11 protein-coding genes are annotated in these 13,281 nt (G+C 68.3%); 7 read left to right on the forward strand and 4 right to left on the reverse strand.

Features of this window, described 5'->3' with window-relative positions; translation table 11 throughout:
* The first annotated feature begins 766 nt into the window (after positions 1-766).
* Positions 767-1,381, forward strand: coding sequence for a helix-turn-helix domain-containing protein (locus V6U90_RS30835; protein WP_334444251.1), 615 nt, complete (start codon positions 767-769; stop codon positions 1,379-1,381).
* A gap of 337 nt (positions 1,382-1,718) precedes the next feature.
* Here V6U90_RS30835 and V6U90_RS30840 read toward each other — a convergent pair whose 3' ends face one another.
* The 3 genes from V6U90_RS30840 to V6U90_RS30850 form a co-directional block, all read right to left on the reverse strand.
* Positions 1,719-2,495 (reverse strand): transposase, encoded by a 777-nt coding sequence (locus tag V6U90_RS30840; protein WP_334444254.1) that lies wholly within the window; start codon positions 2,493-2,495, stop codon positions 1,719-1,721.
* Between the two features lie 2 nt (positions 2,496-2,497).
* Complete coding sequence (locus V6U90_RS30845; protein ID WP_334444257.1) at positions 2,498-2,746, reverse strand: glutaredoxin domain-containing protein; 249 nt, start codon at positions 2,744-2,746, stop codon at positions 2,498-2,500.
* A gap of 215 nt (positions 2,747-2,961) precedes the next feature.
* Positions 2,962-3,366 (reverse strand): hypothetical protein, encoded by a 405-nt coding sequence (locus tag V6U90_RS30850; protein ID WP_334444260.1) that lies wholly within the window; start codon positions 3,364-3,366, stop codon positions 2,962-2,964.
* Between the two features lie 142 nt (positions 3,367-3,508).
* On the opposite strand from V6U90_RS30850, the gene V6U90_RS30855 reads away from it, so the two are divergent.
* The 5 genes from V6U90_RS30855 (at position 3,509) to V6U90_RS30875 (ending at position 10,728) form a co-directional block, all read left to right on the forward strand.
* Positions 3,509-5,134, forward strand: coding sequence for an ABC transporter substrate-binding protein (locus V6U90_RS30855; RefSeq protein ID WP_334444263.1), 1,626 nt, complete (start codon positions 3,509-3,511; stop codon positions 5,132-5,134).
* Positions 5,134-7,053 carry an alpha/beta hydrolase family protein gene (locus V6U90_RS30860; RefSeq protein ID WP_334444266.1) on the forward strand — a complete coding sequence of 640 codons (1,920 nt, stop codon included), beginning with the start codon at positions 5,134-5,136 and terminating at the stop codon, positions 7,051-7,053. The genes V6U90_RS30855 and V6U90_RS30860 overlap by 1 nt, the downstream gene beginning before the upstream one ends.
* Entirely contained in the window at positions 7,050-8,012 is a 963-nt protein-coding gene (locus V6U90_RS30865; RefSeq protein WP_334444269.1) for an ABC transporter permease, read from the forward strand. Before V6U90_RS30860 ends, V6U90_RS30865 begins: the two co-directional genes overlap by 4 nt.
* Before the next feature lie 98 nt (positions 8,013-8,110).
* The gene (locus V6U90_RS30870) at positions 8,111-8,884 is read left to right on the forward strand and encodes an ABC transporter permease (protein ID WP_334444272.1); all 774 of its coding nucleotides are present in this window, start codon (positions 8,111-8,113) and stop codon (positions 8,882-8,884) included.
* Positions 8,881-10,728 carry an ABC transporter ATP-binding protein gene (locus V6U90_RS30875; protein ID WP_334444275.1) on the forward strand — a complete coding sequence of 616 codons (1,848 nt, stop codon included), beginning with the start codon at positions 8,881-8,883 and terminating at the stop codon, positions 10,726-10,728. Before V6U90_RS30870 ends, V6U90_RS30875 begins: the two co-directional genes overlap by 4 nt.
* A 1-nt stretch (position 10,729) precedes the next feature.
* On the opposite strand, the gene V6U90_RS30880 is transcribed toward V6U90_RS30875, so the two are convergent.
* On the reverse strand, positions 10,730-11,287 hold the full coding sequence (locus V6U90_RS30880) for a helix-turn-helix domain-containing protein (protein ID WP_334444278.1): 558 nt from the start codon (positions 11,285-11,287) through the stop codon (positions 10,730-10,732).
* A 376-nt stretch (positions 11,288-11,663) separates the two neighbouring features.
* Here V6U90_RS30880 and V6U90_RS30885 point away from each other — a divergent pair, with 376 nt between their 5' ends.
* A complete protein-coding gene (locus V6U90_RS30885) occupies positions 11,664-13,235 on the forward strand; it encodes a transposase (RefSeq protein WP_334444281.1) in 1,572 nt (523 codons plus the stop codon).
* Positions 13,236-13,281: the final 46 nt, after the last annotated feature.

Genomic DNA, 13,281 nt, shown 5'->3' on the forward strand with positions numbered 1-13,281 from the left:
CACGGACGAACCACCTGAAACGACCACTACGCACAGTTGCAGACCGTTACTCGGAAACCTTCATTGTGGTCGGCGCTCAGCTGGTCGGCGACCACATCCCCCGGTTGGTCGAGATGGTGTCGCCTCGACCTGGCCTGGGCAGCCGCCGTTACGCGGCCGGCCCTTCGACGTACCGGTGCGGGCGACCGGTGTCAGGATCTGCGGTTGTGGCCCGGTCGACGCCGCCACACCGATGATCGAACGCCCAGCGCACCGACCCGGCGACGGCTTCGCCGACTCGCCGCGGTCGCCGCCACTTCCGCTGCGGCCTCGCCACCGCCGTGCAGGTGGGTTGGCCCCGGCAAGGCCCACGCGCGGAACCTCGGCATCCCGCCCCATGGCGTGCCCCACCTCGCCGGACACCCCACCGTCGACGGCCTCGAACACGCGACGGGCAGGTACTCGGCGGCGCCGATCCGGAAGTCGGCGACCGGGTAGACGACGCTGACGTGCTCACGGACGACGCTGCCTGTACCGCCACCCCGAACCTCTGTACGGACAGCGACGACCGCATAGGCAACGGGGTGACTACGCGCACGATTCGCGGAAGAGCCTGCATGATCTTGGAGCTGGTCCCAGTAGTTGAATAGGGCCTCGTCGGCGAGCCGGGTTGTCGGTACAGATCTTGAATGGCCAGCTTGGTCCACTGTGATGCGTGATCTCGCCGGTCCCGCCCGGTGGTATGAGGTATCCCGATGGTGGTGGCCTGTCGGCGCGGGGGCGGGCCATGCGTGAGGCGGTGCGGCGGCAGGCGGCCGGGTGGTTCGCCGAAGGGGTGTCGGTGCCGGAGATCGCGGCGCGGTTGCGGGTGTCGCAGACCGCGGTGTACGGCTGGCGGCAGCAGTGGCGGGCCGGAGGCGAGGACGCCCTCGCGTCGAAAGGACCGGGTGGTTCCCGATGCCGCCTCGACGAGCCCCGGCTGCGACGTCTGGCCGGGGCCCTGGATGAAGGGCCGGCCGCCCACGGCTTCGGTGACGATCAACGCTGGACCCTGGCGCGGGTGTCGGACCTGATCGCTCGGATGTTCCACACCCGGTACACGCTGCGCGGCACGTCGTATCTGCTGCACTGTATCGGCTGGTCGGTGCAGGTCCCGAAGCATCGGCCGGTCGAACGCGACGAGGGCACGGTGATGACGTGGCGGCGGGAGGTCGTCGGGCCGGGAGTTTCCCATCGCGGTGGGGATGCGCTGGTTGCGGGGCACGGCGAGGACATAACCGATCCGCCGTTGCTGCAGCCAGGTGCGGAACTTCGAGTCCTGGCCTCAATGAACGGCAGCTCCGGTGGAAGCTACGGCGTGGACGGGGCCGGCAGCGTGGGCCGGTCTACGGCGCCTCAATGAACGGCAGCTCGGTCATCAACGGCGACCGGTTTTGAGTAGTTCACCGAGCATGGCACGGCGTTCGGGTGCGCTGTCGCTGCCGAAACGGTGCACCGGGAAGCGTACGACGGCAGTGACGCCGCGGCTCGCCAGCCATCGGCGTGCTGCCTCGCCGTGAGACGTGTCGTCGGCAGCCGAAGCCCGGCCAACGGCGTCCGATGCCGGCTCAACGAAGTTGATGGGGGCCGGCTGATGTCGTCGGCTTGTCCAGGATGGACCCTGGCGTGAGGGTGCCCGTGGCTCCTGGTTGATCATCTTGTTGTCGAAGCAAGTTTGATCACATCAGAGACTCTGTTGGTTAACTCGCTGTGATCTTGGTTGTCTGGCAGAGGTTCTTGAAGGGTGTTCGTGGTCTGGTGGGGGCTGGCTGGCTGTCGCGGGTGGCTTGGGAGATGGTGCCTTCGATCCCGGCTCGGGTGTTGTATCGCTGCTGCCAGTCGGGGTCGTGCTGGGCAGCGCGGTTGGCGAGTTGGGTCTCGTAGAGGTCGCGGGCGGGGATGACGATCTGCCGGCCGGTGGTGGTGCTGGTCGTGCAGTGGGTGCGCATCGGGCAGGGCTGGCAGTCGGTTTCGGCGAACGCGATCGCGGTGCCGGGACCGCTGTTGTGGGCGCGGGGCCGCCAGTGGGTGCTGGTCTTGCCGGCGGGACACCGCGCGGTGCGGGTGTCGAAGTCGAGGTGGAAGCTGTCGCGGTCGAATCCTTGGCCGGCCCGGGCCTGCCAGGATGTGTCGCGCGTGAGTGGGCCGATGATCTGGGTGCGCTGAGTGGCCGCGCGGGCAATGGTGTCGGCGGTGACGTAGCCCTCGTCCAGGTAGTGCTCGGCCGGGGTGAGTCCGAGGGCGTCCAGGCTGCTGTTGATCGTGGGCAGGGTGGCGTTGTCGGCGTCGGTGGCCGGGGTCGTCTCCATCCCGATGATCAAGTTTGGGGTGGTGGTGTCGCAGGTCTCGGTCAGATGGGCCTTGTAGCCCTGCCAGGTGGTATCCCGTTTACGGCTCCATCGCGAGTCGAGGTCGAAAGGGGATTCCAGGAAGTCCGCTCCTTCCCGGATCCGGCCGTGGCCCGGCCTGACCAGCACGGTCAGATCCGCGAGATGATCTCTCCGACGCTCGGGTTGATCAAAGCGCTGCCGTCCGGCAGGATGACCGTGGGGATCAGCCACGCCCCCCCGTTGAGCGCGGCGATCCGTTCGGTGGCGTCGGGCGCCGTGTCCACGTCGATTTCCCGGTACGAGACTCCGGCCCGGCCCAGTTGTGCCTTGAGTCGGTGGCAATGACCGCACCAGGGCGCACTGTAGAGAGTGATCACGTCGTCGCTCGCCTCGTTCATCTCGCCTCCTGGGTCAGTAGGGTGGCGGGCAGATCGGCGCCGCCGAGAAACGCGTCGAGGTGTCGCATCCAAAGGGTGGGGTCAAGGCCACGCGCGGCCAACCACTCCTCGTTGTAGAGCGTGCCGGCATCTGTCCCCGCTGTCGCAGATCAGTGTCACAACGCTGCCCTGCTGGCCGCGCTGGCGCATCCGCGCGACCACGGCGAAGGCCCCGATCAGGTTCGCGCCGGTTGAGTCGCCCACCCGCCGACCAGCAGCGACTCCAGCAGGCGTAGGGCAGCAACTGAGGCCTCGTCCGGAACCCGCAGCATCGCATCGACCAGCGACGAGAGAAAGGACTCCTCCCGGGTGGGACGGCCGATGCCTTCGATAACCGAGCCCGTACCGGCCGCGGCGCCGGGTCGCTGCGCCCAGGCATCGAGAAAGGCGGACCCGGGAGGGTCCACCACGCAGAGCCGGGTCTGGCGCCGGGTCCAGCGCAGGTACAACGGAATCAGGCGCGTGTCGGTGGAGCGGGTCGCCTCGGCCGCCAGGAGATCGAGCGCGTTCGCCACCCAGTCGCGGGTCTCGGACCCAGTGGCGGCAGGGGATACCCACAGCGATCGGACGGTCACGTTCAATGCCTTTCTGACGGTACTACTTGACCACGGTCGAATCGTGTGGCTAGCGTGACGCACCGGATGGCAATAATCAATAGACGGCACCGGGTGCCGGCACCACACTGATCGCCATCCTCAACCAGGGAGGGATGGCGCACCGATCATGGCTGATCTCACAAAAGCGCAGTTCACGCGCAGGTCACTGCTCAGATCCATCGCCGCCGCCGGTGGTCTGGCCACAGTGCCGGGGCTGCTTGCCGCGTGCACCGGGACCGACTCCTCCTCGAAGACTGCACAGAGCCTCGACACGCTGACGGTGGCCCTGCCCTCCTCCATCAGTTCGGTGGACGCGAGCAAGGAGGCCGGCATCATGAACTACGTCGTCGCCCTCTTGTGCCAGGAGGCCCTCGTGGGCGTCGGCGCGGTCGGCAATCTGGTGCCGGCGCTGGCCACCTCGTGGAGCCGTCCCGACGCCACCACGTACGTCTACAAGTTGCGCCAAGGGGTCACCTTCACCGATGGCTCTGCGATGACCGTCGACGATGTGGTCGCTAGCCTCCAGCACCATGCCAAGCCCGGCTCCACCTCGGCCTTCGCCTACGCGTACGCGGACGTTGCCAGCATCACCGCGACCGCCGCCGACGAGATCACCATCAAGTTGACCAAGCCCAGTTCCTCCTTCTCCTGGACGCCGTCGCCGGGCACCCTCCTCATCACGAGCAAGGCATTTTTGGAGAAGAACGGCGCACAGATCGGTACGCCCGAGGTCAAGATCCTGGGCACCGGCCCTTATCGGGTTACCGAGTTCGTCGCCGACTCGCACGTCACCCTGACCCGCAACGAGAAGTGGTGGGGCGGGCAGGTGCCGATCCGCGAGGTCCGGCTGAACTTCATCACCGACGAATCCACCCGGCTACTGGCGATGCGGCAGAACTCGATCGACATGGCCCTAAACGTGCCGCTGGACCAGCTCGACCAGTGGAGGACGCTCTCCGGTGTGCAGGTGGAGGTAGCCACCGACCGGTCTCTGGTAACCCTCGCCTTCAACATCGCGAAGAAGCCCTGGGACGACATCCACGTCCGCAAGGCGGTCGCGCACGCCATAGACCGGGCGGGCATCGTCAAGAGCATCCTGCGCGGGCACGGCACCGTGGCGAAGACCTTGCCCTCCGACGCGCAGTGGGGTGGATTGCTCAGCTCGGACGAGGTGGCTGCGCTCTACGCGGCGATCCCGCAGTACGAGTTCGACCTGGACCAGGCCCGAGCGGAGTTGGCGCAGTCGTCGGTGCCGCAGGGCTTCACCGACGAGTTGCACTTTCCCAACAGCGGACCCCAACTCGGCAAGGCCGCCCTGACCCTGGCGGAGAACCTCAAGCCCCTGGGGATCAACTTGACTGTCAAGGAGATAACGCTGGAGGCGTGGATCGCTGAACTGGGCAGGCACGCCTCCGGTATCTACCTGGGGTGGTACTTCGCCACCACCGGGGATCCCAGTGAATACACCCAGCTGCTGCTCAACAGCGCATACGCGGGTGAGAACGGCACGAACATCGCCCAGTACCGCAATGCCGAGGTCACCGCTCTGCTGGACCAGGAGCAGACCAGCACGGACAACGCGGTCCGGGGCAAGCTGCTCGGTCAGGCTCTGACCATGGCCGCCTCGGACGTGGCCTACCAGCCGCTGTGGTGGGGTGAGGCAGCCACCGCCTTCGGCGCAAAGGCTGGCGCACGCGACTACGGGCCTTACTTCTTCGTCGGACCGTGGGCGACGCAGGTCAGTGCCCGGTGATGAGCGAGGCACTGCGCGCGCACAACGCGCTGGCGCGGATGAGGATGCTCGGCGACATTGCGCTGGCACCAGACGGGTCGGCGGTGGCCTTCACCGCCGCCGACCACGACGGCGCCGGCTCACCTGTGGTGAATCTGCTCGACTTGGCCATGGGCACAGCCGAGCCACGCTCACTGCTGCCCACCGGGGTGGACACGGGCACCGCCCACGGCTTGCCGCGCTGGCTGCCCGACTCGCGCCACCTGCTGCTGGCCGCCGCCGGGCCGGGCGGCGAACTGGACCGGGTGATGCTGACGGACACCATGTACGGCGAGATCACCTGGTCGATCGAGGTGTCCGGGGCGGTGGAGGACGCACAAATCGACGCCGGTGAGATCCTCTGTCGGGTGGCCGACCCGGGCAGCGAGCGCGACGGAATGCACCTGGGACTGCGCACCGCCGACCACGGTGACCCATTCGTCCGCTCGCCCGGCAGCCGCCGACGCCGGCTTGTGCGCGCCAGGGTCGGGCACACCGACATCCGTACTATTGATCTTGGCGAGCTGACCGTCTGGGACTGCGACTGGGACGGCGATGGGCTCGCCGTCGCCGTCGTCTCTGCTGACGAGTCACCGGCCGGCTTCTACCGGCCCTCGCTGGTCGCGATCGACCTGGACAGTGGGCACGTGCGACACCTCTACTCGACGCCCTGGCAGCTCAGCCGGGTCCGGCTGGCACCCGATCGGGCCAGCGCCGTGGTCATCGAGGGCCTCTCGATCGTCTCCGGGCAGGTCCTGCGCGTGGACCTGCACTCCGGCTCGGTGCGGGGGCTAGGGACGATTGACGACGTCACCGACCTGGGCTGGCTCGACGGCGATCGGCTGTGGTTCGTCGGCTGGAGTGGTCTCGGCTGCCAGGGCGGCGTGCTGCACCTCGACGGCAGGCTCGCCAGCCACTGGGTCTCCTCCGGTACGTTTGGTGGTCGAGACGGCCAGCCGTCGCTCTCGGTCAACCAAGCCGGCACCATGGCGGCGACCGTCTGGGAGACGCCGGGACAGCCGCCCGAGGTGGCCGTGGCATCGCTGACGGAGGGCGACTGGCAAGTGCGGACCCGGCTTAACCAACGCGCGGCAACACTCGACCGCCAACTCCGGCACCAGGAGCTGTACTGGTCCGCCCCGGACGGCACCGAGATCCGGGGTCTCCTCCTGCGCCCCACCGGCGACGGACCGTTCCCTCTGGTCGTCATCGCGCATGGTGGACCGACCTGGCTGTGGTCAAGCGCATTCGCACCTGGCGAGTCCAACCAGCTCGCACTGCCGCTCGCCATCGCCGGGGCGGCGGTGCTCCTGCCCAACCCCCGCGGCAGCAGCGGCCGGGGGCAGGAGTACGCCCGGATGGTCATCGGTCACGTCGGCGACGAGGATCTTGACGATGTGCTGTCCGGTGTCGACCAGTTGGTGGCCGACGGCATCGCCGACGCGGACCGGCTGGCCATCATGGGATTGAGCTACGGCGGATACCTGACCGCGCAGGCACTGACCCGGACCACCCGATTCCGCGCTGCAGTCGTGATGTCGGGCGTGTCCGACTGGCTGAGCTTTCACACCACCAGCAACCTGGGCGGCGGATACGATCACCTCTACCACGTCTCGTCCGACCCCGCGACCAGCGTGGGCCGGGAGTTCCTCGCCGCCCGCTCGCCCGTTTACCACGCCGCCGCGGTGACCACCCCGACACTGATCCTTCATGGCCAGGATGACCGGGTTACCCCCGTAGGCCAGGCAGAACAGCTCTACCACGCCTGGTCGCGCGCTGGCGTGCCGGTCGAGCTGGTCATCTACCCGCGCGAGGGACACGAACTCGTCGAGCCGGCGCATCGGGCCGACGCGGCCGAACGCGTGCTGGACTGGCTGAACCGGTTCGGAGTCATCAAGTGAGCGGGCGGGCCTGGGCGCTGTTCCTGGCGCGGCGGCTGATCGGCACGCTGGTCGTGGTGGTCATTCTCTCGGCCGGGGTGTTCACACTGCTTTACCTCGCGCCAGGATCTGTCGAGCAGACACTGCTGGGCACCCGGCCGGCCTCGCCGGAGAGCATCGCCGCGATCCGTGTCCGTTACCATCTCGACGAGTCGTTGCCAATGCAGTATCTGCGCTGGTTGAACGGCGTGTTCCACGGCAACTTCGGCACATCTATCCGGGCCGGCGGATCGGTCACCGACATGATCGCGGCGCGGCTGCCGCTGACCCTCGCCCTGGCTGGGTACGGCACACTGCTTGCCATCGTCACGGGCCTGCCCCTCGGGATCATCGGGGCACTACGCCGGGGCCGGTCCCTCGACCGTGGCGTCGTCGCCATCAGCATCGCTGGCATGAGCGCGCCGCCGTTCGCAGTCGGGCTGGTGCTGCTGCTCATCTTCGCGGTCGGCTTGGATTGGTTCCCCGCCTACGGCACCGGCACCGGCTTCGCCGACCAACTGGCGCACCTGACCCTGCCCGCCGCCGCCATCGCGATTGGCGCCGCCGGGCTGCTGGTCCGCTTCACTCGCACCGCACTGGTCGGCCAGCTCGACCAGGACTACGTGGTGTTCGCCCGCGCCCGCGGCCTCTCCCGCCGCATGGTCCTCGGTTACGCGATGCGCAACTCGCTGATACCGATCCTGACCGCGAGCGGCCTCATCCTGACCACCACCCTCGTCGGCACGGTGCTGGTGGAGGTGGCCTTCGCGCTGCCCGGGCTCGGGTCCCTGCTCGTCGACTCAGTGACCTTCAAGGATGTGCCCGTGGTGCAGGCACTGTCATTGCTGCTCACGCTGCTGATCGCATCGATCAACCTGCTGGTCGATGTCGCGTACGCGGTGGTGGATCCCAGGATCCGGTTCGGGGCGCAGCCGTCATGACCACGACTACCGCCTCCCGCCGGTCACTCACCCGGCACCTTCCCATCCGGCTGCGCGGGCAGCGTGGCCCTGGCCTGGCCGTGTGGCTCGCTGCCGCCGTGGTGGCCCTGGCCAGTGTCGCCGCGCTCTGCGCCTCGCTGTTGGTGCCGGACGCCACCCACCAGGATCTGCTGGTGGGCATCACCGGGCCCGGGCCGGGGCACCCGCTCGGCACCGACGATCTCGGCCGGGACGTGCTGCAACTGCTGATCGCGGGCGCCCGGACCGCGGTCTGCGGCGCGTTCCTCGTCGCGACCGGGTCGATGTTGCTCGGTAACCTCATCGGCCTGCCGGCCGGGTACCTCGGCGGCTGGGTCGACATCGTCGCCATGAGGTGGGCGGATCTGATGTTCTCGCTGCCGTCGCTGCTCGTCGCGATCGTGGTATCAGGCGTGCTCGGCGGCGGCTATGCGCTTTCGGTAGCCATCCTGGTGGTTCTCTTCGCCCCGGGCGACACCCGCGTGATCCGCGGCGCGGTGTTGGAGCAGCGCACCCGCCCGTACGTGGAGGCGAGCCGACTGAAGAACCTGCCAACCTGGCGCATCATGACCCACCATGTCTGGCCGAACGTCGCGCCGGTCGCGGTGGCGAACGCGTTCCTGAACTTCGCGTATGCGCTGGTCGCCCTCGCCTCGCTGTCGTTCCTTGGGCTTGGTGTGGAACCCGGGTCACCGGACTGGGGCAGGACCCTCTCGGACAACCGCACCCAGCTCTTCACGAACCCGTGGGCGGCGCTCGCCCCTGGACTCGCGATCATCTTGACCGCGGCAGCGGTCAACATCCTCGGCGACTGGCTCTACGAACGCTTCGACGCCCGGGGGACCACGCGATGAGCCTGACCAACCGCGCCACACCGATCCCGGATGCCGGTCCACGCATCCGGGTGCACGGCCTGACCGTGACCCAGGACGATCCGGTACGACCGCGCACGCTTCTCTCCGATGTCTCGTTCACCGTCGATGGCGGGCAGTCACTCGCGGTCGTGGGTGAGTCCGGTTCCGGCAAATCGCTGACGGTGCGCGCTGCACTCGGACTACTCCCTCCAGGCCTGACCGCCTTCGGTGAGGTGGTCATCGACGGGCACCGGGTTGACAACGATCCGCGCACCCGCCGCGCCCAGCGTGGACGTGTGGTTTCGCTGCTCATGCAGGACCCGTTCACCCTGCTTAACCCCTTGCGACAGGTCGGCAAGCAGATCGCCGACGGCCTGATGCACTCTTCCGCCGCCCGCCGCTCCGCTGCCGGCCGCGCCCAGGAGGTGGCGCGCCGCTTGGCCGAGGTGGGCCTGCCGGCCGAGATCGGTCAGCGCTACCCGTTCCAACTCTCCGGCGGGATGAGGCAGCGGGTGGGCGTCGCGGCCGCGTTGGCCGGGGATCCGCGTGTGCTTATCACCGATGAACCTACGACCGCGCTCGACGTGACCACGCAGCGTGAGGTCCTCGCCCTCATCAGGAGCATCCAGCGCGAGCGTGGGATGGCCTTCGTGCTGATCACCCACGATCTGCGCGTGGCGTTCTCGATGTGCGACCAGATCCTCGTGCTCTATGCGGGGCGGGTGATGGAGACCGGGGCAACCGCGGCAGTGCGGGAGCGGCAGTTGCACCCTTACACACACGGATTGCTGCGCGCCGAGCCCCCGGTTGACCGGCGTCTTGCGGTCATCCCGACCATCCCCGGCTCGGTGCCGGCGCATGACGACGTCATCGACTGCTGCGCCTTCGGTGAGCGCTGTGCGCTGGCACAGGAGCGCTGCCAGGCAGGGCGTCCGGTGCCGGTGCCGGTTTCGCCCGGCCGCAGCTCCGCCTGCATACGCGTGGCCGACCTGCCCGAGACGGACTCCACACCGGCGGACCCGACGCCGGTGGCCGCGACCATCGCCAAGCCCGGCGGCGTCATCCGGCCAAGGCCCGCCCTTGTGCAGGTGACCGCGCTACGCAAGGCATTTTCTGGCACACAGCACCCCGCGCTCGACGGCGTTGACCTGACGGTGGGGCCCGGTGAGGCAGTCGCCATCGTGGGCGAGTCCGGCTCAGGCAAAACCACGCTGGCACGCTGCCTGGTGGGGCTGGAACGCCCTGACGCGGGGCAGATCAACATCGGCGGCATTGACTGCGCGGACTATGCCCGGCTGTCCCGCAACGACCGCATCCGGGTGCGCCGGCTGACCCAGATGGTCTTCCAGGATCCATACTCCACTCTCAATCCGGTGCTCACCATCGGCGCGACGCTGCGCGAGGCGTTGCGGTGCGACGGCCTGCCGGCCGACCGGCAAGCGGTCGCGGACCTGCTCGCCACGGTAGGGCTACCAGCGGAAATGGCGCGGATGCGCCCGGCAGGGCTCTCCGGCGGCGAGCGCCAGCGCGTCGCCATCGCCCGAGCCATCGCCGGCCGACCCCGCCTGCTCATCTGCGACGAGCCGGTCTCAGCGCTGGACGTCTCCGTCCAAGCCCAGGTGCTCACGCTGCTGGGCGAGGTCCGCGAGCGGTTCGCCATGGCGATGCTGTTCATCACGCACGACCTCGCGGTTGTCCGGCAGGTCGCCGACCACGTATACGTGCTGCGGGCGGGCGAGTGTGTCGAGTCCGGACCAACCGGCGATGTGCTGGATCACGCACACCATCCCTACACCCGCAAACTGCTGCTCAGCGTGCCCAATCCGGACCGGGATTGGCTCTGAGTCAACTGTCGAACGAGATTAGGGTGAGGATCCTGGCTGGCTTGTCCGCCGTGATATAGACGTGCTCCGCCTCCGCCGCGAACCGGATTGCGTCCCCCGCCTCCAACCGCACCGACCAGCCGTTGGAGGCCACGGTGACCAGCCCCTCCACCACATAGGCGTGCTCCATCGAGCCTACGCCGTGCGCGCTCTTCACGCTGTGAGCATCCGCTGGGATGAGACCCTCGGAGAGCTCGAAACGGCGGCGCTCGGCACCGGCGAAGAGCGTGCGTACGGACGTCTCACCCACCATCAGCGGCTCAGACTCGCCACTCCGTAGTACCTCGGGGCCGAGCAGTGGGCTGCGGGTGAGTTCGGTGAAGCTGAGATCGACCGCATCAGCGATCCTGGCGAGGATATCGACGGTCGGATTTGCCACGCCGCGCTCGATCTGCGAGAGCAATGCCTTGCTCACCCCAGTCCGTTCGGCGAGCTCCCGCAGGCTCATGCCATTGGCGAGCCGCTTTCGGCGCAGATTGCCAGATATCGCCACCCGAACGGCCGCCGCGATCTCCGGCACCTCGCTAGCGCCCCCCTCCCGCTGCAAGACAATCCCTCCGCTCCGCGCTGACTAGCCCGCTCACCCGTGAGCATAGGTCAGCTGTGCCTGCCCCGGCTTTCCGGACCCGGTTGGGATCTGTAGGGACGCTGGGAACCTCACAGACCTTCACCAAGGGTGAAAGCCCTCTGTGGGGGTGAACGTGTCCGAGGATCTCACCCCCGGGCCCTCACAGAACCGTACGTAACGTTGGATCAGCTACTTTGGGCGCTTGGGAGACCCTGTTGGCGATTCGGTGATCTGATGGGCGTGTTGACCGCGGACTGGCTGTCTTGGCTGGGATGATCTTGTTGCGGTCGGTTTTTTCCCTTGTCCCGGCCGTAGGATCGGGTGCTTGATGTCGCTGCAGCCTCGCCCGTGGCCGGAACCGGCCGACGAGATCGCCGCGGTACGCGCGATGTATGCGGGCCGGCGGGCGCCGTTGCCGGTGGTGATCCGCGACGAGTTGGGTGAGTTGTTCGCCGACGAGCAGTTCGTGGCGGCGTTCGCGGATCGGGGCACGCCGGCTTGGTCGCCGGGGCGGTTGGCGTTGGTGACCGCGTTGCAGATGGTGGAGAACCTGACCGATCGGCAGGCCGCGGAGGCGGTCCGGGACAAGATTTCGTGGAAGTACGCGCTGGGCCTCGGGTTGACCGATACGGGTTTCGACTTCTCGGTGCTGTCGGAGTTCCGCACGCGGGTGGCCGGCAACGGGCTGGAAGCGGTCGCGTTGGATCTGCTGGTCGCCGCGTTGGTCGACAAGGGACTGGTCAAGGCGCGGGGCAAGGCGCGTACGGATTCCACGCATGTGCTGGCCGCGGTGCGTGATCTCAACCGCCTCGAGCTGGCTGGGGAGGCGGTGCGCGCGGCGCTGGAGGCTCTCGCGGCGGCGGCGCCGCAGTGGCTGGCCGAGGCCCTGGACGTGTCGGGGTGGGCGGCCGGCTACGAGGCCCGGATCGATTCGTGGCGGCTGCCGACCTCGAAGACCAAACGCACGCAACTGGCTGCCGCCTACGGCGCTGACGGGTTCACCCTGTTGGAGGCCGTGTACGCCCCCGATTCCCCACCGTGGCTGGCTGACCTGCCCGCGGTGGAGGCGCTGCGGCGCATTCTGGCGCAGAACTACGTGGTCGTGACCGACCGCAGTGGACGGGAGGTGGTCACCATGCGGGACGCCGATACTCACGGTCTCCCGCCCGGCAGATGCCGAATCACCTCCCCGTACGACACCGACGCCCGCTACGGCGGCAAGCGGGACCTGGTCTGGAACGGCTACAAGCTGCACATCACCGAAACCTGCGACGCCGAACCCGCCGACGCCGACGCCGATGACGATGTTCCGTCCGCGCCGCCGAACCTGATCACGAACGTGTCCAGCACCGACGCCAGCGTGCCGGAAGTGGCCATGACCGAACCGATCCACCACGAGCTGGCCCGCCGCGGGCTGCTACCCGCCGAACACTACGTGGACTCCGGCTACCCGTCGGCTGACTTGCTGGTGGCCAGCCAGGCCGAGCACGGCATCGCCCTGGTCACCCCGATGCTGGCCGACACCTCACCACAGGCCCGCGCCGGCACGGGCTACGACCGCACCGCGTTCACCACCGACTGGGACGCCTACAAGGTCACCTGTCCACAGGGCGCGACCAGCACCTCGTGGGCGCCGACGGTCCAACGCGGCACCGAGGTGATCGTCGTACGGTTCGACCGGCGAACCTGCCAACCCTGCCCGGTCAAAGGGAAGTGCACGACCGCCACCCGCACCGGCCGGCAGTTAACCCTTCGCCCCCGACCGGTGCAAGAAGCCCTCGACACGGCCCGAGCCGAGCAGACCACCACGGCCTGGCGAGCCAAGTACGCCCGCCGAGCCGGCGCCGAATCCACCATCGCCCAATCGCTCAAGGTCACCGACATGTGGTTCCCCTCGTAACGTGGAGGCCAGGACTTGAGGGATAGAGGCTCATGGCTGAAACGAG

The sequence above is a fragment of the Micromonospora sp. CPCC 206060 genome (assembly GCF_036906895.1).
Taxonomy (GTDB): domain Bacteria; phylum Actinomycetota; class Actinomycetes; order Mycobacteriales; family Micromonosporaceae; genus Micromonospora.

What these genes read in the sequence shown, in the direction of transcription:
- V6U90_RS30885 (WP_334444281.1), top strand. Translation starts at nt 11,664, where the DNA reads ATGTCGCTGCAGCCTCGCCCGTGGCCGGAACCGGCCGACGAGATCGCC.
- V6U90_RS30835 (WP_334444251.1), top strand. Translation starts at nt 767, where the DNA reads ATGCGTGAGGCGGTGCGGCGGCAGGCGGCCGGGTGGTTCGCCGAAGGG.
- V6U90_RS30860 (WP_334444266.1), top strand. Translation starts at nt 5,134, where the DNA reads ATGAGCGAGGCACTGCGCGCGCACAACGCGCTGGCGCGGATGAGGATG.
- V6U90_RS30855 (WP_334444263.1), top strand. Translation starts at nt 3,509, where the DNA reads ATGGCTGATCTCACAAAAGCGCAGTTCACGCGCAGGTCACTGCTCAGA.
- V6U90_RS30845 (WP_334444257.1), bottom strand. Translation starts at nt 2,746, where the DNA reads ATGAACGAGGCGAGCGACGACGTGATCACTCTCTACAGTGCGCCCTGG.
- V6U90_RS30875 (WP_334444275.1), top strand. Translation starts at nt 8,881, where the DNA reads ATGAGCCTGACCAACCGCGCCACACCGATCCCGGATGCCGGTCCACGC.